Origin of the sequence: Bradyrhizobium ottawaense, assembly GCF_900099825.1 — a bacterium.
In the GTDB taxonomy this organism is placed as follows: Bacteria; Pseudomonadota; Alphaproteobacteria; order Rhizobiales; family Xanthobacteraceae; genus Bradyrhizobium; species Bradyrhizobium ottawaense_A.
On sequence record NZ_LT629693.1, the window covers coordinates 4,110,717 to 4,135,042 of the forward strand.

27 protein-coding genes are annotated in these 24,326 nt (G+C 64.2%); 20 read left to right on the forward strand and 7 right to left on the reverse strand.

Annotated elements, in window-relative coordinates; all coding sequences use genetic code 11:
- Nucleotides 1-138 precede the first annotated feature (138 nt).
- The 5 genes from BLR13_RS19180 to BLR13_RS19200 all read left to right on the forward strand — a co-directional run bounded on the left by BLR13_RS19180 (nt 139) and on the right by BLR13_RS19200 (nt 4,541).
- Nucleotides 139-1,113, forward strand: a complete 975-nt coding sequence (locus BLR13_RS19180) for an aliphatic sulfonate ABC transporter substrate-binding protein (RefSeq protein WP_074820570.1) — start codon at nt 139-141, stop codon at nt 1,111-1,113.
- A gap of 212 nt (nt 1,114-1,325) precedes the next feature.
- The gene (locus BLR13_RS19185) at nt 1,326-2,189 is read left to right on the forward strand and encodes an ABC transporter permease (RefSeq protein WP_433994271.1); all 864 of its coding nucleotides are present in this window, start codon (nt 1,326-1,328) and stop codon (nt 2,187-2,189) included.
- Complete coding sequence (locus BLR13_RS19190) at nt 2,189-2,974, forward strand: ABC transporter ATP-binding protein (RefSeq protein WP_074820568.1); 786 nt, start codon at nt 2,189-2,191, stop codon at nt 2,972-2,974. The genes BLR13_RS19185 and BLR13_RS19190 overlap by 1 nt, the downstream gene beginning before the upstream one ends.
- Before the next feature lie 54 nt (nt 2,975-3,028).
- The gene (locus BLR13_RS19195) at nt 3,029-3,538 is read left to right on the forward strand and encodes an OsmC family protein (protein ID WP_074820566.1); all 510 of its coding nucleotides are present in this window, start codon (nt 3,029-3,031) and stop codon (nt 3,536-3,538) included.
- Between the two features lie 205 nt (nt 3,539-3,743).
- Complete coding sequence (locus tag BLR13_RS19200; RefSeq protein WP_074820561.1) at nt 3,744-4,541, forward strand: hypothetical protein; 798 nt, start codon at nt 3,744-3,746, stop codon at nt 4,539-4,541.
- A 90-nt stretch (nt 4,542-4,631) separates the two neighbouring features.
- Here BLR13_RS19200 and mutS read toward each other — a convergent pair whose 3' ends face one another.
- Nucleotides 4,632-7,379, reverse strand: coding sequence for a DNA mismatch repair protein MutS (gene mutS / locus BLR13_RS19205; protein ID WP_074820559.1), 2,748 nt, complete (start codon nt 7,377-7,379; stop codon nt 4,632-4,634).
- A gap of 227 nt (nt 7,380-7,606) precedes the next feature.
- On the opposite strand from mutS, the gene pcaF reads away from it, so the two are divergent.
- The 9 genes from pcaF (at nt 7,607) to BLR13_RS19245 (ending at nt 13,286) form a co-directional block, all read left to right on the forward strand.
- Entirely contained in the window at nt 7,607-8,815 is a 1,209-nt protein-coding gene (gene pcaF, locus BLR13_RS19210) for a 3-oxoadipyl-CoA thiolase (protein ID WP_074820557.1), read from the forward strand.
- Nucleotides 8,816-8,997: 182 nt separating this feature from the next.
- On the forward strand, nt 8,998-9,699 hold the full coding sequence (gene pcaH, locus BLR13_RS19215; protein ID WP_074820555.1) for a protocatechuate 3,4-dioxygenase subunit beta: 702 nt from the start codon (nt 8,998-9,000) through the stop codon (nt 9,697-9,699).
- On the forward strand, nt 9,700-10,305 hold the full coding sequence (gene pcaG, locus BLR13_RS19220) for a protocatechuate 3,4-dioxygenase subunit alpha (RefSeq protein ID WP_074820553.1): 606 nt from the start codon (nt 9,700-9,702) through the stop codon (nt 10,303-10,305).
- 11 nt (nt 10,306-10,316) lie between these two features.
- On the forward strand, nt 10,317-10,448 hold the full coding sequence (locus tag BLR13_RS40225) for an FAD-binding protein (protein ID WP_197679555.1): 132 nt from the start codon (nt 10,317-10,319) through the stop codon (nt 10,446-10,448).
- Entirely contained in the window at nt 10,445-10,927 is a 483-nt protein-coding gene (gene aroQ, locus BLR13_RS19225; protein WP_074820551.1) for a type II 3-dehydroquinate dehydratase, read from the forward strand. The genes BLR13_RS40225 and aroQ overlap by 4 nt, the downstream gene beginning before the upstream one ends.
- A gap of 74 nt (nt 10,928-11,001) precedes the next feature.
- Entirely contained in the window at nt 11,002-11,877 is an 876-nt protein-coding gene (locus tag BLR13_RS19230; RefSeq protein WP_074831337.1) for a shikimate dehydrogenase, read from the forward strand.
- Between the two features lie 103 nt (nt 11,878-11,980).
- Nucleotides 11,981-12,304 (forward strand): ArsR/SmtB family transcription factor, encoded by a 324-nt coding sequence (locus BLR13_RS19235; RefSeq protein ID WP_074820549.1) that lies wholly within the window; start codon nt 11,981-11,983, stop codon nt 12,302-12,304.
- A 20-nt stretch (nt 12,305-12,324) separates the two neighbouring features.
- Nucleotides 12,325-12,798, forward strand: coding sequence for an SRPBCC domain-containing protein (locus tag BLR13_RS19240; RefSeq protein ID WP_244525260.1), 474 nt, complete (start codon nt 12,325-12,327; stop codon nt 12,796-12,798).
- 20 nt (nt 12,799-12,818) lie between these two features.
- A complete protein-coding gene (locus BLR13_RS19245; protein ID WP_074820546.1) occupies nt 12,819-13,286 on the forward strand; it encodes a GyrI-like domain-containing protein in 468 nt (155 codons plus the stop codon).
- Nucleotides 13,287-13,292: 6 nt separating this feature from the next.
- On the opposite strand, the gene BLR13_RS19250 is transcribed toward BLR13_RS19245, so the two are convergent.
- Genes BLR13_RS19250 through BLR13_RS19260 form a run of 3 tightly spaced genes read right to left on the reverse strand, consistent with a single transcriptional unit; the run spans nt 13,293 to nt 16,506 of the window.
- A complete protein-coding gene (locus BLR13_RS19250) occupies nt 13,293-14,852 on the reverse strand; it encodes an MDR family MFS transporter (protein WP_074820544.1) in 1,560 nt (519 codons plus the stop codon).
- A gap of 9 nt (nt 14,853-14,861) precedes the next feature.
- Entirely contained in the window at nt 14,862-16,031 is a 1,170-nt protein-coding gene (locus BLR13_RS19255; RefSeq protein ID WP_074820542.1) for an HlyD family secretion protein, read from the reverse strand.
- Entirely contained in the window at nt 16,024-16,506 is a 483-nt protein-coding gene (locus BLR13_RS19260) for a MarR family winged helix-turn-helix transcriptional regulator (protein WP_074820539.1), read from the reverse strand. Before BLR13_RS19260 ends, BLR13_RS19255 begins: the two co-directional genes overlap by 8 nt.
- A gap of 163 nt (nt 16,507-16,669) precedes the next feature.
- On the opposite strand from BLR13_RS19260, the gene BLR13_RS19265 reads away from it, so the two are divergent.
- Together BLR13_RS19265 and BLR13_RS19270 are read left to right on the forward strand one after the other, a co-directional pair.
- Nucleotides 16,670-17,167 carry a Fur family transcriptional regulator gene (locus BLR13_RS19265; RefSeq protein ID WP_074831335.1) on the forward strand — a complete coding sequence of 166 codons (498 nt, stop codon included), beginning with the start codon at nt 16,670-16,672 and terminating at the stop codon, nt 17,165-17,167.
- A 78-nt stretch (nt 17,168-17,245) separates the two neighbouring features.
- On the forward strand, nt 17,246-18,184 hold the full coding sequence (locus tag BLR13_RS19270; protein ID WP_074820538.1) for a DMT family transporter: 939 nt from the start codon (nt 17,246-17,248) through the stop codon (nt 18,182-18,184).
- Between the two features lie 48 nt (nt 18,185-18,232).
- Here the strand turns inward: BLR13_RS19270 and BLR13_RS19275 are convergent, their stop codons facing one another.
- Complete coding sequence (locus tag BLR13_RS19275; RefSeq protein ID WP_074820536.1) at nt 18,233-18,991, reverse strand: sulfite exporter TauE/SafE family protein; 759 nt, start codon at nt 18,989-18,991, stop codon at nt 18,233-18,235.
- A 263-nt stretch (nt 18,992-19,254) separates the two neighbouring features.
- Here BLR13_RS19275 and BLR13_RS19280 point away from each other — a divergent pair, with 263 nt between their 5' ends.
- The 3 genes from BLR13_RS19280 to BLR13_RS19290 all read left to right on the forward strand — a co-directional run bounded on the left by BLR13_RS19280 (nt 19,255) and on the right by BLR13_RS19290 (nt 22,309).
- Nucleotides 19,255-20,367: a hypothetical protein gene (locus tag BLR13_RS19280; RefSeq protein ID WP_074820532.1), complete on the forward strand. Its 1,113-nt coding sequence runs from the start codon at nt 19,255-19,257 to the stop codon at nt 20,365-20,367.
- 128 nt (nt 20,368-20,495) lie between these two features.
- Nucleotides 20,496-21,494, forward strand: coding sequence for an N-acetylmuramoyl-L-alanine amidase family protein (locus BLR13_RS19285; protein ID WP_244525209.1), 999 nt, complete (start codon nt 20,496-20,498; stop codon nt 21,492-21,494).
- Nucleotides 21,495-21,514: 20 nt separating this feature from the next.
- The gene (locus BLR13_RS19290; protein ID WP_244525210.1) at nt 21,515-22,309 is read left to right on the forward strand and encodes a M15 family metallopeptidase; all 795 of its coding nucleotides are present in this window, start codon (nt 21,515-21,517) and stop codon (nt 22,307-22,309) included.
- A 37-nt stretch (nt 22,310-22,346) separates the two neighbouring features.
- On the opposite strand, the gene BLR13_RS19295 is transcribed toward BLR13_RS19290, so the two are convergent.
- Together BLR13_RS19295 and BLR13_RS19300 are read right to left on the reverse strand one after the other, a co-directional pair.
- Complete coding sequence (locus BLR13_RS19295; RefSeq protein ID WP_283806902.1) at nt 22,347-23,267, reverse strand: NAD(P)-dependent oxidoreductase; 921 nt, start codon at nt 23,265-23,267, stop codon at nt 22,347-22,349.
- Nucleotides 23,268-23,446: 179 nt separating this feature from the next.
- Complete coding sequence (locus BLR13_RS19300) at nt 23,447-23,878, reverse strand: MerR family transcriptional regulator (RefSeq protein ID WP_074820530.1); 432 nt, start codon at nt 23,876-23,878, stop codon at nt 23,447-23,449.
- A gap of 48 nt (nt 23,879-23,926) precedes the next feature.
- Here BLR13_RS19300 and BLR13_RS19305 point away from each other — a divergent pair, with 48 nt between their 5' ends.
- Nucleotides 23,927-24,313 (forward strand): mercuric transporter MerT family protein, encoded by a 387-nt coding sequence (locus BLR13_RS19305; protein WP_074820528.1) that lies wholly within the window; start codon nt 23,927-23,929, stop codon nt 24,311-24,313.
- The last annotated feature ends 13 nt before the right edge of the window (nt 24,314-24,326 follow it).

The following is a 24,326-nucleotide window of genomic DNA, read 5'->3' on the forward strand; positions in this document are numbered from 1 at the left end:
AATTCTATGCTGGATTCCGCTTGCTTTCGACTGAGTTGTGCTCGCGAGCCTAGATTGGCGGCATGTATTTTCTCGTTGACCTCAGGGATTAACTCATTGAAATAACGAGATGTTTTTAAGGTGAGGGGAGGTCGGACCATGTCTGGATTTACACGGCGCGCGATGGCTGCGGTGATCGCGGTTTCGGCCTTGCTGCCGGGAGCTGCCTTCGCGGCCGACGCACTCAAGGAAATTCACATCGACTGGGCGACCTACAACCCGGTGTCGATGATCCTCAAGCAAAAGGGATTGCTGGAGAAGGAATTCGCGAAAGACGGCATCAGCGTCGTCTGGGTGCAGTCGGCCGGTTCCAACAAGGCGCTTGAATTCCTCAACGCCGGCTCGATCGATTTCGGTTCCACCGCGGGCTCGGCGGCGCTGGTTGCCAGGATCAACGGCAACCCGATCAAGTCGATCTATGTCTATTCGCGTCCCGAATGGACCGCGCTGGTGACATCAAAGGATTCAAAGATCGCCTCGGTCGCGGATCTCAAGGGCAAGCGCGTCGCGGTGACGCGCGGCACCGATCCGCACATCTTCCTGGTGCGCGCGCTGCTCGGCGCCGGACTGACCGAAAAGGACATCACGCCGGTGCTGCTGCAGCACGCCGACGGCAAGACCGCGCTGATCCGCGGCGACGTCGACGCCTGGGCCGGTCTCGACCCGATGATGGCGCAGGCCGAGGTCGAGGACGGCGCCAAACTGTTTTACCGCAAGGCCGACGCCAATACCTGGGGCATCCTCAATGTGCGCGAGCAGTTTTTGAAGGACTATCCGGACGTGGTCCGCCGCGTGCTCGCGGTGTACGAGGAAGCCCGCAAATATTCGCTGGCCAATTACGACGACCTGAAGAAGACCTTCATCGCCGTCACCAAGCTGCCGGAGACCGTGGTCGACAAGCAGCTCAAGGAACGCACCGAGCTGACCCACAGCCGCATCGGCAGCTCCCAGCGCGAGTCCATCCTCGCCGCCGGTGTCGCCCTGCAGCAGGCCGGCGTCATCGACGCCAAGGTCGACGTCAAGGCGACGCTCGACGCGTTGATTGACGATCAGGTTCCGCTGCCGACGAACTAAGTTTCTTTACCCTCCCCTGGAGGGGGAGGGTCGACGCTCATGAAATGAGCGGCGGGGTGGGGTGAAGGTCTCTCCTCGCGAACGGTATCCAAGTTGATAGACCGTCACCCCACCCCGTCTCACATTTCGCTGCGCTCCATGTGAGCTTACCCTCCCCCTCCAGGGGAGGGTAAGCGCCCATCTTGCAATCCCCTTCGAGAAGCGTTCTTGCTATGGCCATGACCGTTGAACTGCCAGCGCTCGAACAGACCGACGCACGGACCGATGCGATGACACCGCCGGCGTCGTCGGCGCGGCTTGCGCGTTATGCGCGGCCGGCGCTGGGGCTGTTGCTGCCGGTTGGCATTGCGATCGTCTGGGAAATCGTGGTCTGGCTCGGCCTCTCCAGCGGCCGGCTGGTGCCGCCGCCGACGAAGATCTTCGCCACCATCATGGAACTGGCGAAAAGCGGCGAACTGTCGCGCCATATCATCGCAACGCTGAGCCGGGTCGGCGTCGGCTTCGGCCTCGGCGTCGTCGCCGGCACTTTGCTCGGCGCCGTCTCCGGCTATTGGGATCTGGCGCGGCGGCTGCTCGATCCGACCGTGCAGGCGCTGCGCGCGATCCCGTCGCTGGCCTGGGTGCCGCTGTTCATCCTGTGGCTCGGCATTTTCGAAACCTCGAAGGTGGCGCTGATCGCGGCCGGCGTGTTCTTCCCGGTCTATCTCGGCGTGATGGGCGCGATCCTCTCGGTCGACCGCAAGATCGTCGAGGTCGGCCGCACCTTTCGTCTGAGCGGCCCGGCGATGATCCGCCGCATCCTGCTGCCGGCGGCGTTGCCGGCCTATGTGGTCGCGCTGCGCGTCGGCCTTGGGCTGGGCTGGATGTTCGTCGTCGCCGCCGAATTGATGGGCGCCTCCGAAGGGCTCGGCTATCTCCTGCTCGACGGTCAGCAGCTCGGCAAGCCGGCGCAGATTTTGGCGGCGATCGTCATCTTCGCGATCCTCGGCAAGGCCACCGACTGGCTGATCGAAATCGCGACTGCGCCCTTGCTGCGCTGGCAGGACGCGTTCGGCCGCCAAAGCGGGGGTAGCTGATGCTCGCGCTCGACCGCGTCGGCAAGACCTATCCCAACGGGGTACACGCGTTGGAGCGCTTTTCCGCCGATATCGGGCTTGGCGAAATCATCGCCATCATCGGCGGCTCCGGTTGCGGCAAGTCGACATTGTTGCGCGCCATCGCCGGCCTCGATCGCGCCTCCACCGGCACGGTGAGGCTCGACGCGGAAGCGATCACCTCGCCGCATGCCAAAATCGGAATCATCTTTCAGGAGCCGCGGCTGCTGCCCTGGCTCAGCGTCGCCGACAATATCGGCTTCGGCCTGTCGGAATTGCCGGCAACGGTGCGGCGCGAGAAGGTCGCCGCCGCGCTGGCGCGGGTCGGTCTTGCGGACAAGGCCAATGCCTGGCCGCGCGAACTCTCCGGCGGGCAGGCGCAGCGGGTCGCGATTGCCCGCGCGCTGGTGCCGCAGCCGGAAGTGCTGCTGCTGGACGAGCCGTTCTCCGCGCTCGACGCCTTCACGCGGCGCGATTTGCAGGACCATCTGCTCGACCTCTGGGCCGACACGCGGCCGACCCTCGTGCTGGTCACCCACGATGTCGACGAGGCCGTGGTGCTGGCGGATCGCGTCCTTGTGATGCGCCCGCGCCCGGGACGGCTGTTCGAGGAGATCAAGATCAACCTGGCGCGGCCGCGCGATCGCCAGTCGCCGCACTTCGACAATTTCAAGCGCCGGGTGCTGACCGCGCTCGACCGCTCGCTCGACCGCAACGTGCCGGATGCCGATCCCAAATCGACCGCCGGCGAGGCGATGTGGTGGTGACACGGCCGCGATTTCGCACTAAATCGGCGTGAACAACCATTCGGGAGAAGAACAATGGACGCCGCCGAACTCCGCGCGATGCAGGCCCCGATCAAGGAACGCTACAAGTCGGATCCTTCGGCAGCGGTCATCACCCTGAAGGCCAAAGGCTCGATCGACAATGACGGCATCGCCTGCAAGGTCGAGACCGGCCGCGCGCTGGCGATGGCCGGCCTGCATCCGGCCACCGGCGGCTCCGGGCTGGAATTGTGCTCCGGCGACATGCTGCTGGAAGCGCTCGTCGCCTGCGCCGGCGTGACGCTGAAGTCGGTCGCGACCGCGGTCGAGATTCCCTTGAAGTCCGGCAACGTCACCGCCGAAGGCGATCTGGATTTTCGCGGCACCCTTGGCGTCGACAAGGAAGCGCCGGTTGGATTCGCCGAGATTCGTTTGCGCTTCGACGTCGAGACCGACGCACCGCAGGATAAGCTCGATCTGCTCCTGAAACTCACCGAGCGCTATTGCGTGGTCTATCAGACCATCAAGAACGGCCCGAAGGTTTCGGTGTCGATGCAGCGGATGTGATCTTCACCCTCCCCTGGAGGGGTCCGAGACGAGCGAAGCTCGCTCGTAGGTCGACGAGCATCGCAAGATGCTCGGCGGGGTGGGGTGAAGGTCTCTCCTCGCGAACGGTGTCCGAGTTGAGAGATCACCCCACCCCGTCTCGCATTTCGCTACGCTCCATGCGAGCCGACCCTCCCCCTCCAGGGGAGGGTAAGAGAGCGCCGCCATGTCCCCCGAACTCGCCTTCCTGCTGACCCTCGCACTGCGCATGGCGATCACGGCTGCGTTCGTGGTGACGTCTTCCATCATCACCGAAAAATCCGGCCCCGTCATCGGTGCGCTGGTGGCGACCTTGCCGATTTCGGCGGGGCCGTCCTACGTGTTCCTCGCGCTCGACCATGATGCGGCGTTCATCGCCGAGGGCGCGCTGGCGAGCCTGCCGGTCAACGCCGCGACGATCCTCTTGGGGCTCACTTACGTCGTGCTGGCGCAACGGCACAGCGTGCTGCTGAGTGCCGGCGCCGCGATCGCGGTCTGGATCGGGCTCGCGTCGATCATCCGTCAGTTTCACTGGTCGCTGATATCAGGCCTGATCGTCAATGCGGTGACGTTCGCGATCTGCATTCCGCTGTTGGCGCGCTACCGCCACGTCCGAATGCCGCCGATCACGCGCCGCTGGTTCGACATTCCGCTACGGGCCTCGCTGGTCGCGACCCTGGTTGCAACCGTCGTCACGCTGTCGGGCTGGGTCGGCCCCAGCATCAGCGGCATGCTGGCGCTGTTTCCGATCGTGTTCACGTCGATGATGCTGATCCTGCATCCGCGCATCGGCGGCCCGCCGACCGCGGCCGTAATCGCCAACGGCGCCTGGGGCCTGATGGGCTTTGGTCTGGCGATCGCTGTGCTGCATGTCGGGGCGCTGCAGTTCGGTTCGGTGATCGGTCTCAGCCTTGGGCTCGCGACCTGCATCTGCTGGAATCTGACGCTGTGGTGGAACGGACGACGGAAGGCGGCGGTGGGGTAATTCCCGTAGCCCGGATGAGCGAAGCGATATCCGGGGTCTTTCCGCGCTTGGGTCCCGGATGTCGCTTCGCTCATCCGGGCTACGATTTCGCTACCCCTTTGGCAACTTCGCCCTCAGCGCATACAGCGCCTCCAGCGCTTCGCGCGGCGACATTTCGTCGGGGTGCAGCGACTTCACCGCTTCCAGCAGCAACTCGGCCTCGGTCGGCGGCGCCGGTTCGGCGGCGGCGCGGGAGGGCACGGCGAACAGCGGCAGATCGTCGGCGAGGGCGCGCGCGGTCTGGCCGCGGTCCTGCGCTTCGAGTTTGGCCAGCACCGATTTGGCGCGGGCGATCACGGCCGGCGGCAGGCCGGCGAGCTTCGCGACCTGGATGCCATAGGAGCGGTCGGCGGAGCCCGGCAGCACCTCGTGCAGGAACACGACGTCGCCCTGCCATTCCTTGACGCGCACGGTGGCGTTGAACATCCGCGGCAGCTTGGCCGAGAGCGCGGTCAGCTCGTGATAATGCGTCGCAAACAGCGAGCGGCAGCGGTTGGCTTCGTGCAGATGTTCGATCGCGGCCCAGGCGATCGACAGACCATCGAAGGTCGCGGTGCCGCGGCCGATCTCATCCAAAATCACCAGTGAGCGTTCGCTGGCCTGGTTGAGGATCACGGCGGTCTCGACCATTTCCACCATGAAGGTGGAACGCCCGCGCGCGAGATCGTCGGCCGCGCCGACACGTGAAAACAGCCGGTCGATGACGCCGATCCGCGCGCGCGACGCCGGCACGTAGGAGCCGATCTGCGCCATCAGCGCGATCAGCGCGTTCTGGCGCAGGAAGGTCGATTTGCCGGCCATGTTGGGGCCGGTGATCAGCCAGATCTGGCCAGACTTCTGTCCCGGTCCCGGCGACAGATCGCAGGCGTTGGCAATGAACGGCTGGCCGTCGCGCTTGAGCGCCGCTTCGACCACCGGATGGCGGCCGCCTTCGACCGCGAAGCCGAGCGAGCCGTCGACGTCGGGCCGCACGTAATTGTCGTCGACCGCCAGTTTCGCCAGCGCGGTCGCGACGTCGAGCAGCGCGAAGGCGTGGGCGGCGGCGCGCAAATCGTCGCTGGCCGCCAGCGCCATGGCGCAAAGCCGCTCGAAGATTTCCAGTTCCAGCCCGAGCGCGCGGTCGCCGGCGTTGGCAATCTTGGCCTCGATCTGGCCGAGTTCTGACGTGGTGAAGCGAACCTGGCCGGCCAGCGTCTGGCGGTGGATGAAGGTCGCGTTCAGCGGCGGCGCCATCAGCCGGTCGCCGTGCTGCGCGGTGACCTCGACGAAATAACCGAGCACGTTGTTGTGCCGGATTTTCAGCGCCTTGATGCCGGTGTCGTCGGCGTAGCGCGCCTGCATCGCGGCGACCACGAGGCGCGAGGCGTCGCGCAGGCTGCGGGTCTCGTCCAGCGCGGGCTCATAGCCCTCGCGCACAAAACCGCCGTCGCGTTTGATCAGCGGCAGTTGCTCCGCCAGCGCACGCTCGAATTCGCTCGCGAGATCGCGCGACGGGCGGCGCAACGCCTCCATCACGGCCGCGATTTCCGGCGGCGGCGCTTCCAGTTGTCCCAGCCGCGCCAGCGCCTGATCGGCGGCGAGGATGCCGTCGCGCAGTCCGGCGAGGTCGCGCGGGCCGCCGCGTCCGACCGAGAGCCGCGCCAAAGCGCGCGACATGTCGGGAGCCGCTTTCAGCGTGGTGCGGAGTTCGTCGCGCGCCGCGGTGTTAGCGACAAAGACCGCGATCGCATCCAGCCGCCGCGCAATCGCGGCGCTGTCGGTGAGCGGCGCCGCGAGCCGCTGGGCCAGCAGCCGCGATCCGGCCGAGGTGACGGTGCAGTCGATCGCATCGAGCAGCGATCCGCGGCGTTCGCCCGCCAGCGTCCGCGTCAGTTCGAGGTTGGCGCGGGTCGCCGGGTCGATCGCCATGGTGGTGCCGGCCGCCTCCCGCGAGGGCGGCGCCAGCGGCGGACGCTTCCCGACCTGGGTGCGGTCGATATAGGTGACGGCAGCGGCAGCGGCCGTTGCTTCCAGCCGCGACATCGCACTGAGGCCGTCCATGGTCGCGACCGCGAAATAATCGCACAGCCGACGTTCGGCCGTGGCGCCATCGAACACGTCGCGGGTCAGCGGCGTTACGGCCTGCAGTTCGCGCAGCAGCGGCCCCAGATCAGGATCGCCATAGAGCGCGTCGGTGACGATGACTTCATTCGGATTGATGCGCGCCAACGTAGCCGCAAGTTCTGCGGTCGCGCATTCCGTGACCATGAATTCGGACGTGGAAATATCGATCCAGGCGAGCCCGATGCGGTCGCCCCCGGCTGACGCCCGGGCGCGCGCGATCGCCAGCAGGTAATTATTGGTGCGGGCATCCAGCAGCGTGTCTTCGGTCAGCGTGCCCGGCGTCACCAGCCGCACCACGCCGCGCCGGACCACGCTCTTGTTGCCGCGGGCGCGCGCCTCGGCCGGGTTCTCGGTTTGCTCGCACACCGCCACGCGATGTCCGGCATTGATCAGCCGGTGCAGGTAATCCTCGGAGCGCTCCACCGGTACGCCGCACATCGGGATATCCATGCCCTGATGCTTGCCGCGCTTGGTCAGGACGATGCCGAGCGTTTTGGAGGCGATCTCGGCGTCCTCGAAGAACAGCTCGTAGAAATCGCCCATCCGGTAGAACAGCAGCAGCCCGGGATGGCCGGCCTTTATTTCGAGGTACTGTTCCATCATCGGCGTGACGCGCGCGTTGGCGTCAGCGGCCGCAGTGGCTTCCGGAGTTGGCGTCGCCTCGGGGGGCAAGGGAATGGATTGCTGGATCGTCATTGCGGCGCAAACTACAAAATTTTGCCGCTGGGTCCTATCGGTTTGCCCGGTTTGTCCGGGTTTTCCACGCCCGGTCGCCCCCTATTTCATCACGCCTGCCATGGCGGCATGACGGACCCGACGCGAAAGCGCCGCCCCTCAATTGACCTGCCGCGAGTGCGCTCCTAAAACTCGCCATCAATTCAAGCGGGTCCATGCCCGAAACGCGGCATTCAGGGAGAGATTCAATGGGTGATGTATTTATTTGCGATGCCGTCCGGACCCCGATCGGCCGTTTCGGCGGCTCGCTCGCCAAGGTGCGCGCCGACGATCTGGGCGCAGCACCGATCAAGGCGCTGATGGCGAAGCATCCCGGTCTCGACTGGTCCCAGGTCGATGAGGTGTTTTTCGGCTGCGCCAATCAGGCCGGCGAAGACAACCGCAACGTCGCGCGCATGGCGCTGTTGCTGGCGGGCATGCCTGATACGGTTCCCGGCCAGACCCTGAATCGTCTCTGTGCCTCCGGTCTCGATGCGGTTGGCGCCGCCGGCCGCGCCATCCGTGCCGGCGAGATCGATTTCGCGATTGCCGGTGGCGTCGAATCGATGACGCGGGCGCCGTTCGTGATGGGCAAGGCGCCGGAAGCGTTCGCGCGCTCGGCCGAGATCTACGACACCACGATCGGCTGGCGCTTCATCAATCCCTTGATGAAGGCGCAATACGGCGTCGATGCGATGCCGGAAACCGGCGAGAACGTCGCCGAGGAATTCCAGGTGTCGCGCGCCGACCAGGACGCGTTCGCGATCCGCTCGCAGCAGCGCGCGGGGGCCGCGATCGCGTCGGGTTATTTCGCCGAGGAAATCACCCCGGTATCGGTGCCCGGCGGCAAGGCCGGCCCGATCACCGTCGACAAGGACGAGCATCCGCGCCCCGAGACCACGCTGGAAGGCCTGTCGAAACTGAAGCCGATCGTGCGCAATCCCGGCACCGTGACCGCGGGCAACGCGTCCGGCGTCAATGACGGTGCGGCCGCGATGATCCTGGCTTCCGAAGCCGCCGTGAAGAAGCACGGACTGACGCCGCGGGCGCGCATTCTCGGCCTCGCCTCGGCCGCGGTGCCGCCGCGCATCATGGGCATCGGCCCGGTGCCGGCGACCCGCAAGCTGATGGAGCGGCTGGGCCTGAAGATATCCGACTTCGATTTGATCGAGCTCAACGAGGCCTTCGCCTCGCAGGGCATAGCCTGTCTCAGGCAACTCGGCGTCAAGGACGATGCCGACTTCGTCAATCCGCATGGCGGCGCGATCGCGCTCGGTCATCCCCTCGGCATGAGCGGCGCGCGGCTGGCGATGACGGCGGTGCACGGCATGGAGAAGCGCGGCGGTAAGCTCGCGCTCGCCACCATGTGCGTCGGCGTCGGCCAGGGCGTCGCGATCGCGATCGAGAAGCTGAACTGACGGATATTTAGTCCGTCATTCCGGGATGGTGCGTAAGCACCAGACCCGGAATCTCGAGATTCCGGGTTCGATGCTTCGCATCGCCCCGGAATGACCCAAAAGACCGCTTTTCCGGATTAGTTATATCATATAATGATCGGCGCAGGGCTCACCGGCAGGGCAAAGCCTGGGAGGAATTCGTCATGACACTGGTCTATCCCGTCAGCAGTCTTTCAGCGCATCCGCCGCGGCTCTCCCCCGGCTACAAGAGCACTGTAAAACGTTCGCCCACAAAACCGCTGATCCCGATGCGGCATACGCTGTCGGAACTGACCGGGCCGGTCTACGGCCACGAGACGGTGCGCGAGAACGATCACGACCTCACCGTGCAGGGCAAGGGCGAGCCGCTCGGCGAACGCATCATCGTGCACGGCCATGTGCTCGACGAAGACGGCCGCGGTGTCGCGAATACGCTGGTCGAACTGTGGCAGGCCAATGCCTGCGGTCGCTATGTGCACGTCGTCGACCAGCATCCGGCGCCGCTCGATCCGAATTTCACCGGCGCCGGCCGCGCGCAGTCGGACTCGGAAGGCTATTACCGCTTCGTCACCATCAAGCCCGGCGCCTATCCCTGGGGCAATCACCACAACGCCTGGCGTCCGGCCCACATCCACTTCTCGGTGTTCGGCCATTCCTTCGTCTCGCGGCTGGTGACGCAGATGTATTTCCCCGGCGATCCCCTGTTTCCGTTCGATCCGATCTTCAACTCGGTCACCGACGCGAAGGCGCGCGACCGCATGGTGTCCTCGTTCGATCTGGAGAACACCAAGCCGGATTGGGCGCTGTGCTATCGCTTCAACATTGTGCTGCGCGGGCGCAACGCCACGCCGATGGAGACCAGGTAAGTGCCGTCAACCAAGCCTGAGGGAGTAACCCCGTCGCAGACGGTAGGCCCGTATTTCGCCTACGGCCTGACCTCGAACGGCAAGTACGACTGGAACGACGCGTTCAGCAACAACCTCGTCACGCCTGATACGTCGGGCGAACGCATTCGCGTCGAGGGCCGGGTGTTCGACGGCGACGGGGCGCCGATGGCGGATTGCATGCTGGAGATCTGGCAGGCCGATGCGCAAGGGCGCTTCAGCGATCCGCAGGACAACCGCGCGCTGCCGAATTCGTCGTTCAAGGGGTTTGGCCGCATCGGCACCGACGCCAATGGCGGCTATGCCTTCGACACCATCAAGCCCGGCCAGGTCGCCGATCCCGACGGCAAGCTGCAGGCGCCGCATCTCGTGCTCGCGGTGTTCGCGCGCGGCATGCTGCTGCATCTCTATTCGCGGATCTATTTCGACGGCGAAGCCTCTAATGCCGCCGATCCCGTGCTGGCGCTGGTGCCGGCCGATCGCCGCGCGACGTTGATCGCGACGCGCCAGCCCGGCTCGGGCAGGGCGGTCTATCGCCTCGATATCCACATGCAGGGCGACAACGAGACGGTGTTCTTCGACGTCTGAAGGGGACGCCGTTGCTCCATTCGGGACTTGCCGACGTAGCACCTGGCTATGATGTCGTCGTCATCGGCGCCGGTGCTGCCGGCCTATCGGCGGCGCTGTTTGCGGCCATTCGCGGCGCCAAATGGAGTGGGGAGGCAAAATGACCACCAAGATCATGATCCTGAACGGCCCGAATTTGAATTTCCTCGGCATTCGGGAGCCGCATATCTACGGCTCGACGACGTTGAAGGAAATCGAAGTGAGCTGCGAGGCGCTGGCGAAATATCTCGGGATCGAGATTTCGTTTCACCAGTCCAATCTGGAAGGCGAACTCGTCAACTGGATCCAGTCGGCGCACGGCACGGCCGACGCCATCATCATGAACCCTGCGGCCTATTCGTTCACCTCGATTGCGCTGATCGACGCCCTGAAAATCTTCGAGGGGCCGAAGATCGAGGTCCACATCTCCAACATCCACGCGCGTGACGAGCTGCACCGGCACTCGATCACATCGAGCGCGTCGACCGCGGTGATCTGCGGCCTCGGGCCTTACGGCTACCTCGCCGCCATGCTCGCCGTCGTGCAGCGGTTGGGCAAGTTGCCGGATACAGTGCCGGCGTCGCTGCATGGCCTCAAGGCCTAGCGACGGGAGATCGCGATGCGTGGCGCAGGCCTTAAAGTCATGCCGCGGCAAGACCATGAGCGGGCATGAGCAGCATGACTGATGGTCCATCCCGGGATCGCCGGCGATTTCTGACCGGGCTGATCGGCGCGCCGATCGCACAGTCGGCGTCACCTGCCATGCACGAACGGGCCGCCGACGCGCTCGGTGTCCGCTGCCACTATCACCTGATCGAGGTCGCGGGCGCCGATCGGGCCGGCTTGCGGGCATTGCTCGATGGCGTGAAAAACGTCGGCTTCGCCGGCGTCAACATCACCTTTCCCTACAAGGAAGCCGTGGTCCCGTTGCTCGACGACTTGTCGGATGATGCGCGCGCGATCGGCGCGGTCAACACCGTGGTCGTGCGCCAGGGTAAACTGATCGGATACAACACCGACACCACGGGCTTCGAGCGCGCGATTACAAATCTCGTGACCGCTTCGCGCCGCGGACCTGTGGCGCTGATCGGCGCGGGCGGCGTCGGCAAGGCGATCGCTTTCGCGCTGGCCAACCTTGGCGTCGCCGAACTCGCAATCTTCGACGCGGACCAGGCCAAGGCGGCGCAACTGGCGGCGCAATTGCGTGGCCGTCTGCCGGTGCGGATCGCGGAAACTGTCGAGGATGCGTTGCTGCGCGCCGTCGGCGTCATCAATGCAACGCCGGTCGGCATGCTGCCGGATCGCGGCACGCCGATTCCGGATGGATTGCTTCATCGGGATTTGTGGGTGGCCGATGCGGTCTATTCGCCGCTGTGGACGCCGCTCTTGAATGCCGCCCGGGCCAAAGGCGCCGTGGTCATGACCGGGCGCGACCTCGCGGTCTATCAGGCCGCGGATGCCTTCGAACTGTTTACCGGGCTGAAGCCGCCGACCGCCGAGATGGGACGTGCTTTCGATGCCGTCCTCGCGTCCCGGGCCGATCGAAGGGTCTGATACCGGCGATATCAGCCGTGAACCTCCTGCAAAAATGCCTCCCGAAGGAGATTGACAATCAGCACCTAGTTATATAATAAATTAGTTATATAACGGAGTTGATATGTCGAACCTCAATGCCTCCTTTGCCGCGCTGGCGGACCCGACTCGCCGGGCGATTCTGGCCCGGCTCGCACTCGGCGAGGCGACGGTCAATGAGCTGGTCGAGCCGTTCGAAATGACGCAGCCGGCGATATCGCGTCACCTCAAGGTCCTCGAAGGTGCCGGCCTGATCATCCGCCGCGTCGAAGGCACCAAGCGGCCGTGCCGGTTGGCGCCGACAGCCATGGCCGAGATCGATCAATGGCTCGGGATGCTGCGGCAAGCGCTGGCCGCGAATTACAACCGGCTGGACGATGTCCTCGCCGCGATGAAAACCGAAACCTGAAAGGCAAACCTGTGAGCAAGATGACGCTGAAGACCGAAGGCGATACGCATGTTGTTGTCACGCGCAAATTCGCCGCGCCGCCCGAGGCCGTGTACCGCGCGCACACCGAGCCTGCGCTGATCCAGAAGTGGCTGCTCGGACCGGAGGGCTGGACCATGCCGGTCTGCATCAACGAGGCGCGCCCCGGCGGCAAGATCAGATACGAGTGGTCGAACGGCCAAGGCGGCGGCTTCTACGTGACCGGTGAATTTGTCGAATTGGTGCCATTCAGCCGGCTCGTTCACGTCGAGCGGATGCACATGCCGGATCCGACACCTGACAACCATATCGAAACGACGTTCGCGCCCGACGGCTCCGGCACCTTGATGACGATGCGAATGACGCTGCCGGATGCCACCACGCGAACCATGATGCTGTCGAGCGGCATGGAGCATGGCATGGAAGCGAGTTACGTCCGGCTCGAGACCTTCATCAATTCGTCCGGGCTCGCTTGAGCCGCGTCGGGAGCACAGCCATGATCGAACCGCTTCGCACCGTCAAAACCGCGCCACAGCATATCGCCCTGATTCCGATCCAGGTGCCGCGCGCGGAAATTCAGAAGGTCATGGGCCCGGGCCTCATGGAATTGAAGGCCGCCGTCGCCGCGCAGAACATTGCGGTCGTCGGCCCATGGTTTACCCACCATGTGCGCGATCCCGGCGCTGTCTTCGATTTCGAGATCTGCCTGCCGGTTGCTTCACCTGTCGCGGCGGTCAATCGCGTCAAGCCGGCGCAATGGCCGGCGATGACCATCGTCCAGACCACCTATCATGGCGGCTACGAAGGACTCGGCGGCGCCTGGGGCGAATTCATCGCGATGATCAAGGCCACAGGGCACAAGACCGCGGACGGCCTCTATGAGACCTACGCGGTCGGCCCGGAGACCAGCATGGATCCGGGTGCGTGGCGCACGGTGCTGAGCAAGGAAGTAGCGGCGCCTTAGTCGCCGCTACTCGATCACCGCATGATCGGGGGCCGCCGACTGCGCGCGCAGCGTGGCCTTGGTCGAGCCGATCATGATCGTCAGCGGTATCGAGACCAGGATGAAGACCATCACCAGCTGGTAGTCCTGGGAGAAGGCGATGATCTGCGCCTGCACCTTCACCATGACGTCGGCCATGGCGCGGCCGGCATCGGTCGACAAATCGATCATGCCGCGCACATTGGGCATCTGCATGGCATGGTTGAACGGGTTGATGTGCTCCGACAGCACCGCGTAGACGCGCGTCGATCCCTGCGTCAGTTGCGAGATCACGATGGAAATGCCGATCGAGCTGGCGACGTTGCGCATCAAGGTCAGCATCGAGGTGCCGTCGGTGCGCAAGTGGTTGGGCAGCGTCAGGAACGCCACCGTGGAGAGCGGCACGAACACCAGTCCGAAACCAAATCCCTGGACGATGCTGACCGTGACAATCTCGGTGACGCCGGTCTGATCGGTCCAGCCGGTCATCTGAAACAGGGAAGCCGCGGTCAGGCTGAGGCCGGTAATGATCAGCGTGCGCGCCTCGACATAGCGCATCACCCGTCCAACCAGCATCATGGCGACGAAGGTGCCGGATCCACGGGTCGCGAGCAGCATGCCGGCGGTGATGATGGGGTAGCCGATCACGTTCTGCAGGAACGGCGACGACAGCGCCATGGTCGAATACAGCACCAGCCCCATGACCGCCATGAACACGCAGCCGCCGACGAAGTTCTTGTCCTTGAACAGCGCGAACTGGATGAACGGCTTCGAGGTCGTGAACGAATGCGCGAAGAAATAGTAGAAGCCGATCGCCGAAACGATGAATTCGCCGATGATCTCGTTGGATTCCAGCCAGCCGAGCTGCTCGCCGCGGTCGAGCGCCAGCTGCAACGAGCCGATCGCGATCGCGAGCGCCGAAAAGCCGAACCAGTCGAAGCGCAGGTTGAGGTCCTTCTTGGTCTCGTCCATGAAGATCACGAGGCCGAGCACCGTGAAGATGCCGAACGGCAGGTTGACGAAGAACACCCAGTGCCAGGAATAGGTTTCGGTCAGCCACGCCCCGAGCGAGGGGCCCATGATCGGCCCCATCATCACGCCCATGCCCCAGATCGACATCGCCTTGGCGCGCTCATGCAGCGCGTAGGTATCGAGCATGACCGCCTGCGACAGCGGCACCAGGGCTGCGCCGAATACGCCCTGCAGCAGGCGGAACAGCACCATCTGGTTGATGTCCTGCGCCAGTCCGCACAGCACGGAGGCGAAGGTGAACCCGGCGGAGCAGACGATGAAGATATTCTTGCGACCGAAGCGATTGGCGATCCACCCCACCGGCGCCGTCATGATCGCGGCGGCGACGATGTAGGAGGTCAGCACCCAGTTGATCTGGTCCTGCGATGCCGACAGCGAACCCTGCATGTAGGGCAGTGCGACATTGGCGATGGTGGTGTCCAGCGCCTGCATGATGGTCGCCGTCATGGCGCAGATCGTCACCATGTTCCGGCGCAGGCCGGGAACGGCTGATGGTGACGGACCCGGCGTCGGCATAATGACGGCCTATTCGTGTTCGTTGTTGGCCGCGGCCGGCGAGAAGCCGAACAGGGCTGCCAGCGAACGGCTGTGTTTGGTGTCGATGGTGGCGTAGACGCTCATGCCGGCCTTCAGCTTGCGCACGAACTTGTCGTTGTTGTCGAAATAGATCCGCACCGGCACGCGCTGCACCACCTTGACGAAATTGCCCGACGCGTTCTGCGGCGGCAGGATTGCGAACTGCGCGCCGGTGCCTGGAGACAGCGAGCCGACCGTGCCCTTGAACACATGGTTGGGGAACGCATCGACGTCGAGTTCGACGGTCTGTCCGACCGCGACATAGGTGAAATCGGATTCCTTCGGGTTGGCGTCGACCCACGGGTTCGCGGTGTCGATGATGCTGAACACCGGCGCACCTGCCGCGACGAAGCGGCCGAGCTGGATCTGGTCGACCTGCGTCGCGATACCCGCCATCGGCGCGCGCATCACGGTGTGGTCGAGATTGCGCTGGGCCTGGTCGAGCGCCGCCTTGGCCTGGGCGTAGGGCGGGAATTCCTCGATCGGCAGTTCGGGATTGCCGAGCAACTGGGTCTTGGCGTTGGAGAGCTGCTGCTTGACGAATTGCGCCTGCGCGGCGGCGGTCACCAGCGCGGTGCCGGAATTGTCGAGGTCGAGCTGCGAGCCGACATTGCTCTTCACCAGCGCCTGCTTGCGATCGACGTCGCGCTGCTTCAGATCGATGCCCTGTTGCGTCAGGTCGGCCATCTGGCCGTAGATCTTGATGTTGGCGACCAGGTTGTCATAGGTGACCCTGGCCTGGTCGAGCGTGGCCTTGGCTGATGCGACCGCGAGCCGGAACGGCACCGGATCGATCTCGAACAGCACGTCGCCTTCCCTGACCTGCTGGCCCTCCTTCACGACGACCTTTTCGATCTTGCCGGAGATATCCGGCGTGATCAGCACCTTCTGGGCGCCGACATAGGCGTCGTCGGTGGTCACGTAGCGGCCGCCATTGAGATAGAAGGTGATGCCGGCGATCGCGGCGACCAGCGGCAGCACCACCAGCAGCAGGAAGCGGCGATAGCGGCGCAGGCCCGCCATCAACCGGCGGCGCGGCTCGGCGGCGAGCTTCTGGCGCGACGGCGAAGCCGGGCTGGTTTTCTGCTCGGGCGGGAATTTGAGGACGGGATCAGCCATAGCGCTGCTCCTTTCGGGGAGGTTCGCCGGCTGGGTTTTGGATGGCATTGCGTACGTTCTCTTTGATCAGGTCGAGTTGGTCGAGCAGGCGGTGGGCATCGGCGGGATTGATGCCTTCCAGCGCCATCGTGGTGATTTCCGAGCGCAGCCCGGAGAGTTTTCCCAGAAGCGGCCGGGCCGTCTTGCGGAGATAGAGGCGGTTGACGCGGCGGTCGGTCTCGTCGCCGCGGCGCTCGATCCAGCCATTGTTGCAGAGCTTGTCGACCAGCCGGGTCAGCGTGATCGGCTGCATCTCCATCTGCTCGGCGAGTTCGGTCTGTTTCAGGCCCTCGGTGCGCTCCACCTTGGCCAAAACCGCCCATTGAGCGCGGGTAATGCCGTGGCGCGCGGCCTGCTTGTCGGCATAGGCGCGCACCAGCCGCTGCAATTCGCCCAGCGTAAACAGGAAGTTCATATCCACGGAACCGCGCATCAGCCCTCGCCTCCATAAGCTTTAGCTATAATAAGCTAGCTCATTAATTCTGCATCGCAAGTTAACAAGGACGTGACCCGCGCCTGCGGCATGGCTCGGAACCTGCAAGGAGAGGCAAAGCGGCGGGCTTTGGGATTGGCCGCGAAAATGCTAAGAAATGAACGAGATGACCCTGGCAAAGCCGACTTTCCCCGCGCCCGACCACGATCACGGCCGCTGCACCGCGGACGCGATGTCGCATGCCGAGCAGGTTTGCGTGCGGCGGGCGCAGAAATTCACCCCGATCCGGCGCCAGGTGCTGCAGGCGCTGCTGTCCAGCCACCGTCCGCTCGGGGCCTATGAGGTGATCGACGAACTCGCCAAGTCGATGCCGCGGCCGGCGCCGATCACGGTCTACCGCGCGCTCGATTTCCTGATGGAAAACGGCCTCGTCCACCGCATCGAGAGCCGCAACGCCTTCCTCGCCTGCGCGCATGACCACGACGAAACCTCGATGGTGGCGTTCCTGATCTGCGATCATTGCGGCTCGGTCGGCGAAATTCCGGCGGCGCCGGTCGCGCAAAGCCTCAACGCCGCGGCGCGCGCGACGGGCTTTGCGCCAAAGCTCTCGGTCGTCGAAATCGCCGGCACCTGCGCCCATTGTCAGAAGCATTTAGGGGCATGATCTCAGTCCGAAAACCGGAAGCCCACTCTTCCGGATCCTACCTGTAAGAACACGGCGCCAAGCCGGCCACGAGGATCGATGTCATCCAGTCAACTGAAGCCTTCCGCCGCGCGTGCGCTCACGCCGGGCGCCATCGCCTTGATGCTGATGCTGTGCCTGAGCTGGGGGTTCAACCAGATCGCGGTCAAGCTGGCGCTGCCAGACGTGCCGCCGATGATGCAGGCGCTGATCCGTTCCGCCGGTGCGTTGCCGGTGATGCTGGCGGTCGGCTGGTTCCGCGGCGTCAGGTTCCTTGAGCGCGACGGCACGCTCGTCCCGGGCCTGCTGGCGGGCGTGCTGTTCGGGATCGAATTCGTGCTGATCTTTACGGGCCTGGTGTTCACCTCGGCGTCGCGCGCGGCGGTGTTTCTCTACACCGCGCCGTTTTTCGTAGCGCTGGGCTCCTATCAATTTCTCGGCGAGCGGCTCTCCGCCCTGCAATGGGGCGGGCTCGGCTTGAGTTTCGCCGGCGTGGCGCTCGCCATCGGCGTGCCGCAGCCGAATGTCGATGCCAAGGTGCTGCTCGGCGATCTCCTGGTGGTCGCCGGAGGCGCGCTGTGGGCGGCGACCACGCTGATCGCCAAGGGAACGGGTTTGCGCAACGCCGCACCTGAAAAGGCGCTCGGCTACCAGGTCGCGGTGTCGATACCGATTTTGGCCGGGGCATCGTGGCTGTCCGGCGAGACCATCACCCACATGCCGGGTCTGCTGTCGATCTCGCTCCTGGCCTATCAGGCGATCTGGGTGGTCGGCTGCACCTTCGTGCTGTGGTTCGCGCTGGTCAAAACCTATTCGGCGAGCAAGCTTTCGGCCTTCACCTTCATCACGCCGCTGTTCGGCGTCGTCGCCGCCTACTTCATCATGAAGGATTCGCTGACCATTGCGTTTGGTGCGGCGGCGCTGCTGGTCATTGCCGGGCTCTATCTCGTCAACAAGCCGGATCCGAAGCTGATGCCGGATCCGAACGTGCCGGCGTGATCGGTCAGCAGCGCTTTTGAACCAACGCGGGATATTCGCAGTTCGAATTTATCCGAGATAGCCGGAAACGCCGTCCCACAATAATTTCAATGCGGTCACGACCAGCAATCCGTAACAGGCGCGATAAATCTGTTGCTGGTCCAGCCTGCCGTGAAGCCGCCAACCAAGCCATACCCCGGTGGGGATGGCGAGCAGGCAGGCCGCCATCACGATCCAGACGTTGCCTGCCGGTCTCACCAGCAGCAACCACGGCACCGCCTTGGTCGCGTTGCCGACGGTGAAGAACAGACTCGTCGTTCCGGCATAGACTTCCTTGCTGAGGCCGAGCGGCAGCAGATACATCGCCAGCGGCGGTCCGCCGGAATGCGCCACCATGGTGGAAACGCCCGAGGCGAGACCGGCAGCGACCGCCTTCGGCGACGAACGCGGAGCTATTTTCACCTCCGAACCTCCGGCAAGCCACAGGCCGACAAACATCAACGTGGTCATTGCCATCACGATCGCGACGGCACGGTGGTCCAGCACGCGGAATAGCAGATAGCCAAAGCCGATGCCGATCACGAGCCCGGGCAGCAGCAGCGCCAGGTCGGGCTTCGACCACGTTGACGGCTTCCAGTAGCGAAGCGCGTACAGGTCCATCGCGATGAACAACGGCGCGAGAAGGCCGCCGGCCGTCACCGGGTCCATCACGAACGACAGCAGCGGAATGCCGACGATCGAGAAGCCGCCGCCGAACGCGCCCTTCATGAAGCAGATCAGGAACACGCCGGCGAAAGCGATTAAAACCGTGGCTGCTGTCAGTTCCATGGCTTCTCTCCATAGTGGCCGCGGGTCCAGCACATCCGGGCGTGGGTCAATCGCGGTGCAATCGGTGCAATGTGATCAATGTAGCAATAATGCTCCGATTTATGTCTCGGTTCAAATAAAACATTGTACTCGGTGCAATTTAGCGCGAACGCCTGGTTCCAGCAGGCAGCGCCGTTTGTCGACCGTGGCCTTGGTCGCGCGAGGGGGAGGCTTCGGACTGCGCCGCGTGATATCCACTCCAGCCTGAGCGTTGGGGGACGGCGATGGGAATCAAAAGCTGTTGCGCCGCGTCCGCGGCTCTCGTTCTCGGGCTCTGCCTCGTCCCGGCCGCGGTCGGCCGGTTCGGCCTGGTCTCTCCTGCGATGGCGCAGGCGGGCGCGCTCACGAAACCACAATCGGACGCGCTCAATACCTACGACGCCGCGGTCAAAAATTTCGAGGCGATCCTCGCCCAGCGCCGCGCGCAGCTCGCGTCGAAGCAATTGCCGAACCTGCCGGGCCAGGCGCTTTACCTCGCCCGCAACGTCATGATGGGCGCGCGCAAGGACCTCACCGACGTATTGCCGTCGAAAATCGGCCGGCCCAACAAGTTCGGAATACCGCCGGCCTATTTCGACGCTGACAGCGAGCAGCTGATCGACGACTACAAAAAGCTGTTCGAGATCATGCAGGCCCCGCCGGCCGGCGCGCAGAACTCGGCAACCCCGTTCAAGGACGTGGTCGACCTCGGCACCGCGATTGCGCGCGCCAGGGGCCTCGATACGGCAACGGCCGACGCGGCGGGGCGCATCAGCCTCGGGCTGTTCTTTGCCGAAACCAACGGCAATCAGAACATCGGCAACGCGCGCTCGAATACCTACAAGGGCAGTTTTCAGACCGGCCCGTCCGAGGATCAGAACGGCCGCAAAAAATGGGCGGCGATCAAACCGTCGATCGCAGCGTTCGATGCCGCGCTGATCGCCCGCGACGACAAGGAGGAGGCGCGCGCCGGCAATCTCGATCGCCGCTACAACCACTGGACCGCGGTGCGCGACGGCCTGATGAACGCCCATGCCGAGCTGTTTCTGCAGATACCGGCGATCGTGAAAACGCTGCCCGATCCGGTCGACCAGATGAAGCTGTTCGAACTGATCCAGATCGTGCCGAGCCCGACCCGGTCCGCGCTCAGGTCGGGCAACCTGCTCGGCTATCGCATTTCCGATCCGACCATCATGAAATACCTGCGCAACAACAGTGTGTTCGCCTTCGGGCAGGCTGACAGGGCCAGAACATCCGCAACCTTCCGCGAAGTTATGGATGCGATGTGGCTGTTCAACGAAAAATTCGAACGGGCGCTTGCCACCTTCGACGAGATCAAGGCGCGGCCGAAGGGGTGATGCCAATCGGCCCGCCGCCAATTTCTGTTGGCTCGCGGCCGATAGTCGCTGTTAAAAAGCGTCCGGTGTCGCCATGCTGACAACGCGGACAGGGAATCACTCCGGGGAAGCAGGAATTGCTGTCGGTCGTGCGAAAATCAGCCGGGGCAGGCTTGGGCGGCCATCGCGGCCGTCGCATCATCGTCACTGCTACGGCCGCCTTGCTGCTTCTGCCGATCGAGGCGAGCGACGCCGGCTGGCTTTCGGATATCTTCAAGGGCTCGAAATCCAACAAGCCGCCAAAGCATTCCGTCGCGCCAAAGCAGGCCGCGGAGCCGAGACGGGCCAAGCCGGCGAAACCTGCGCCATCGCCAAAACCCCGCGCTGAAAAACTTGCCGTCGCCAAACCGGCCGCCCCGAATCCGGCTGCCGCGAAACCGGTCACCACACGGTGCGAGCCGCCAAAATTCCGCATCGTCATCGATGTCGGGCATACCGCCGAATCGGAAGGCGCCATCAGCGCCCGCAATGTCGCCGAGTTTGTCTTCAACCTGCGGCTGGCAAAGCGGATCGAGGCGCAACTGAAGGCCGACGGCTTTGCCGGCACCCGGTTGCTCGTGACCGAGGGCAAGGCGAGGCGCAGCCTCGTCACCCGGGTCAACGCCGCCAACAATCTGGCGCCCAATCTCTTGTTGTCGATCCACCACGACTCCGTGCCCGACAAATTCCTCGAGGACTGGGAATTCGAAGGCCAGAAGCGCCACTACAGCGACCGCTTCAGCGGCTATTCGGTCTTCGTCTCCCGCGACAATCCGGATTTTCAGACCAGTCTTGCCTTCGCCGAACTGCTCGCCAGGGAAATGAAGGCGCAGGGGCTCACCTATGCCAAACAATACAGCCAGCCGATCATGGGCCGGTTTCAGCACCCGCTGCTGAACAAGGAGACCGGCGTCTACAGCTACGATCAGCTCATCGTCTTGAGAAAAACCAAAATGGCGGCGGTCCTGCTCGAGTCGGGCTCGATCATCAACCGCGAAGAAGAGCTGAAAATGGACTCCGACGAACACCGCAACGTCGTCAGCCACGGTGTCGCCACGGCCGTGAAGGAATTCTGCGATTCCCGATGGGCCATCCTCGGTCCGCTCTGACGGTGGCGTGAGCGAACACGATGCCACACAACGAGCGCCGCAACATGCCGATACGGACCTGCGCAGCCCTGATAACGCTGCTGCTGCCGGTTGCGGCCTGGGCGGGCGCTGCTTTGCCCAGGGGGTTCGTCTATATGCGCGAGGTTGACCCCACCATCGTTCAGGACATTCGCTATGCCGGATCGCACAATTTCGTGGGCCGGCCGATCAAGGGCTATCTCGCCGCCGAATGCATCCTGAGCGAGCCCGCCGCCCGTGCGCTGAAGGCGGTGCAGAACAAGCTGGCCGCGAAAGCTCTCTCGTTGATCGTCTGGGATTGCTATCGGCCGAAGCGGGCGGTCGATGACTTTTTGCGCTGGAGCAGGGATCCGGCCCGCACCGAGATGAAGACCGAGTTCTATCCGCGCACCGACAAGCAAAGCCTGTTCGCGCTGGGCTATCTCGCGGTCCGCTCGGCGCATTCGCGCGGCAGCACCGTGGATCTTGGCATCGTGCCATCCTCGTTTTCTATGGCACCGCAGCCGGGCGCGCTTCCGCCGCTCAAGCCGTGTACCGCGCCAGAGCGGTTCGTGGACGGCACGATCGATTTCGGCACCGGCTATGATTGCCTGGATGTGCTCGGCACCACGTCGAACCCGCGCGTCGGCGTCATCGCGTCAGCCAACCGCCAGATGCTGAAAGCCACCATGCGGGAGGCCGGCTTTCGTCCCTATTTCAGGGAATGGTGGCACTTCGAATTGGCCCATGAGCCGTTCAATAACGGGTTCGACTTCGAGATCACGGCACCGCCGTCGCGCGAAAAGCCGGTACGCTGAACCGGGTAACGGCGCGAACTGCAGAGAAGCCGTCGCGTCAGTCGCTGGCTTCGTTGTTTGCCTTCAACACCTCGAACACGGCGGCGGTGTCCTGATGGCCCAGTCCCATCGCCATCGCCTGCGTGTAAACCGGCTGCGTCAGCGTAAACAGCGGCGTTTCGCAGCCGAGTTCGCCGGCGAACTCGGCGATGATGGCCATGTCCTTTTTCCAGGTCGAGATTCGCATCGTCGCTGGCTCGTAGCTGCGCTTGGCCATCATCGGCGCCCGCATCTGGAACATCCGCGATCCGCCCGCGCCAGGCGCGACCATCTCGATGACCTGGTTCAGATCGAGGCCGGCCCGCTCGGCCAGCAGCATTGCTTCGGCCGAGGCCACGTTGTGGATGGCGACCAGGTGGTTGGCGACGAATTTCATCCGGCTGCCGTTGCCGTAGTCGCCGAGATCGGCGCTCTGCTTGGCAAAGTCTGCAAACAGGCCGGCACATCGCGCGATCGCGGGCTTGTCGCCGCTCGCATAGACGACGAGGTCGCGGACCGCGGCCTGCGCGCCGGTGCCGCTGAGCGGACAGTCGAGCGCAATATGACCTGCGGGCTCGAGAATGGCCTTGAAGTGCTGCTTGTCGGCGATGGTGAGCGTGCTGGTTTCGACGACGATGCGCGCAGGTGGGCCGCACGCGGCAATTTCCGTCGCGACGGCATTGGCGGCATCGGCGTTGGGCAGGCTGGTGATGATCATCGAGGTTTGGGATGCGACGGCGCGCGCGCCGTCGACGATGGTCACGCCGGCAAGCGCAAGCTCGTTGCGGCGCGACGGATCGGTGTCGAATCCAATGACGACCCAGCCGCGTTCGACCAGGTTGCGGGCCATCGCACCACCCATGATGCCCAGCCCGATGATGCCTGCTTTCCGATCTGCCACGTTACCTCCCGGCCTGCTGCTCCGCTGGAATGGAGCCACACCGTATCGACCGGAATGGGTCAAGTGAAAAGGTGTAACCCCGACCGTGGATCACGGCGCACACGTTGCGACACGCCATACGGGCTGTCTGCTTTGCCGCCGGCAGCAGACATTGGGCCACGCAGCGTGATGTCCACTAAGTGCTGCCAATACCGGAAGCGGCCAACCTCATTCGATGTCTAGCCTTGCCGACCGGCATCCAGAATATCGAGCACCGGGCAGTCGGGGGTAGCGCCATCAGTGCATTGGGCGACGGTTTCCGCCAGGATAGCTTCGAGCTTGATGAGGTCGGAGAGCTTGCTGCGAACGCTCGCGAGATGGGCGCTCGCTATCTTGTGCACGTCGGCGCACGACGCACGTTCTGACCCTCCCAAGGCCAGCAGGGCTCGAATTTCCTCAAGTGGAAACCCGAGTTCACGGGAACGCCGGATGAAAGCCAACGTCCGCTTTTCGGCTGGCCCATAGACTCGCCGCCCGCTCGCCGTGCGCGGCGGCGGCGGCAGCATTTTGATGCGCTCGTAATAGCGGATGGTCTCGATGTTCACGCCGCTATGCTTGGACAATTCACCGATCGAGAAGCTTTCGGCTCCCGAAGGCGTGATGATGCGCATGAAATAGTCCTTGATCCTGTAGTGGCTACAGGATGCATGGCTTAGCCCATGACGATCAATCAAGCCGTTCACATTGGCGACAACCGGCTGCGGCAAAGTCTTATGGCGGCGGGAGGCCTGCTTGGGGCGCTCGCGGCCTCGTCGTGCTGCATCTTGCCCCTCGCCCTGTTTGGCCTCGGGGTCAGTGGGGCATGGATTGGGAATTTCACCCGGCTTGCCGCCTATCAGCCGTACTTCATCGCCGCGACGCTTGCGTTCCTGGGTTACGGCTATTGGCTGGTTTACCGCTCCTCAATGCGCGCCTGTACCGACGGCGAAGCCTGCGCGCGCCCGCTGCCGAACCGCATCGTCAAGACAAGCCTCATCCTCGCAACGATCCTCGTTATCGCCGCGCTCGGCCTCGACTTCGTCGCGCCGCTCTTTCTCAACTCGTGACCGGAGAATTCCC

Excerpts from the sequence above, each read along its gene's own strand:
- BLR13_RS19180 (WP_074820570.1), top strand. The coding sequence starts at position 139 with ATGTCTGGATTTACACGGCGCGCGATGGCTGCGGTGATCGCGGTTTCG.
- BLR13_RS19185 (WP_433994271.1), top strand. The coding sequence starts at position 1,326 with ATGGCCATGACCGTTGAACTGCCAGCGCTCGAACAGACCGACGCACGG.
- BLR13_RS19190 (WP_074820568.1), top strand. The coding sequence starts at position 2,189 with ATGCTCGCGCTCGACCGCGTCGGCAAGACCTATCCCAACGGGGTACAC.
- BLR13_RS19195 (WP_074820566.1), top strand. The coding sequence starts at position 3,029 with ATGGACGCCGCCGAACTCCGCGCGATGCAGGCCCCGATCAAGGAACGC.
- BLR13_RS19200 (WP_074820561.1), top strand. The coding sequence starts at position 3,744 with ATGTCCCCCGAACTCGCCTTCCTGCTGACCCTCGCACTGCGCATGGCG.
- mutS (WP_074820559.1), bottom strand. The coding sequence starts at position 7,379 with ATGACGATCCAGCAATCCATTCCCTTGCCCCCCGAGGCGACGCCAACT.
- pcaF (WP_074820557.1), top strand. The coding sequence starts at position 7,607 with ATGGGTGATGTATTTATTTGCGATGCCGTCCGGACCCCGATCGGCCGT.
- pcaH (WP_074820555.1), top strand. The coding sequence starts at position 8,998 with ATGACACTGGTCTATCCCGTCAGCAGTCTTTCAGCGCATCCGCCGCGG.
- aroQ (WP_074820551.1), top strand. The coding sequence starts at position 10,445 with ATGACCACCAAGATCATGATCCTGAACGGCCCGAATTTGAATTTCCTC.
- BLR13_RS19230 (WP_074831337.1), top strand. The coding sequence starts at position 11,002 with ATGACTGATGGTCCATCCCGGGATCGCCGGCGATTTCTGACCGGGCTG.
- BLR13_RS19235 (WP_074820549.1), top strand. The coding sequence starts at position 11,981 with ATGTCGAACCTCAATGCCTCCTTTGCCGCGCTGGCGGACCCGACTCGC.
- BLR13_RS19240 (WP_244525260.1), top strand. The coding sequence starts at position 12,325 with ATGACGCTGAAGACCGAAGGCGATACGCATGTTGTTGTCACGCGCAAA.
- BLR13_RS19245 (WP_074820546.1), top strand. The coding sequence starts at position 12,819 with ATGATCGAACCGCTTCGCACCGTCAAAACCGCGCCACAGCATATCGCC.
- BLR13_RS19250 (WP_074820544.1), bottom strand. The coding sequence starts at position 14,852 with ATGCCGACGCCGGGTCCGTCACCATCAGCCGTTCCCGGCCTGCGCCGG.
- BLR13_RS19255 (WP_074820542.1), bottom strand. The coding sequence starts at position 16,031 with ATGGCTGATCCCGTCCTCAAATTCCCGCCCGAGCAGAAAACCAGCCCG.
- BLR13_RS19265 (WP_074831335.1), top strand. The coding sequence starts at position 16,670 with ATGACCCTGGCAAAGCCGACTTTCCCCGCGCCCGACCACGATCACGGC.
- BLR13_RS19270 (WP_074820538.1), top strand. The coding sequence starts at position 17,246 with ATGTCATCCAGTCAACTGAAGCCTTCCGCCGCGCGTGCGCTCACGCCG.
- BLR13_RS19275 (WP_074820536.1), bottom strand. The coding sequence starts at position 18,991 with ATGGAACTGACAGCAGCCACGGTTTTAATCGCTTTCGCCGGCGTGTTC.
- BLR13_RS19280 (WP_074820532.1), top strand. The coding sequence starts at position 19,255 with ATGGGAATCAAAAGCTGTTGCGCCGCGTCCGCGGCTCTCGTTCTCGGG.
- BLR13_RS19290 (WP_244525210.1), top strand. The coding sequence starts at position 21,515 with ATGCCACACAACGAGCGCCGCAACATGCCGATACGGACCTGCGCAGCC.
- BLR13_RS19300 (WP_074820530.1), bottom strand. The coding sequence starts at position 23,878 with ATGCGCATCATCACGCCTTCGGGAGCCGAAAGCTTCTCGATCGGTGAA.
- BLR13_RS19305 (WP_074820528.1), top strand. The coding sequence starts at position 23,927 with ATGACGATCAATCAAGCCGTTCACATTGGCGACAACCGGCTGCGGCAA.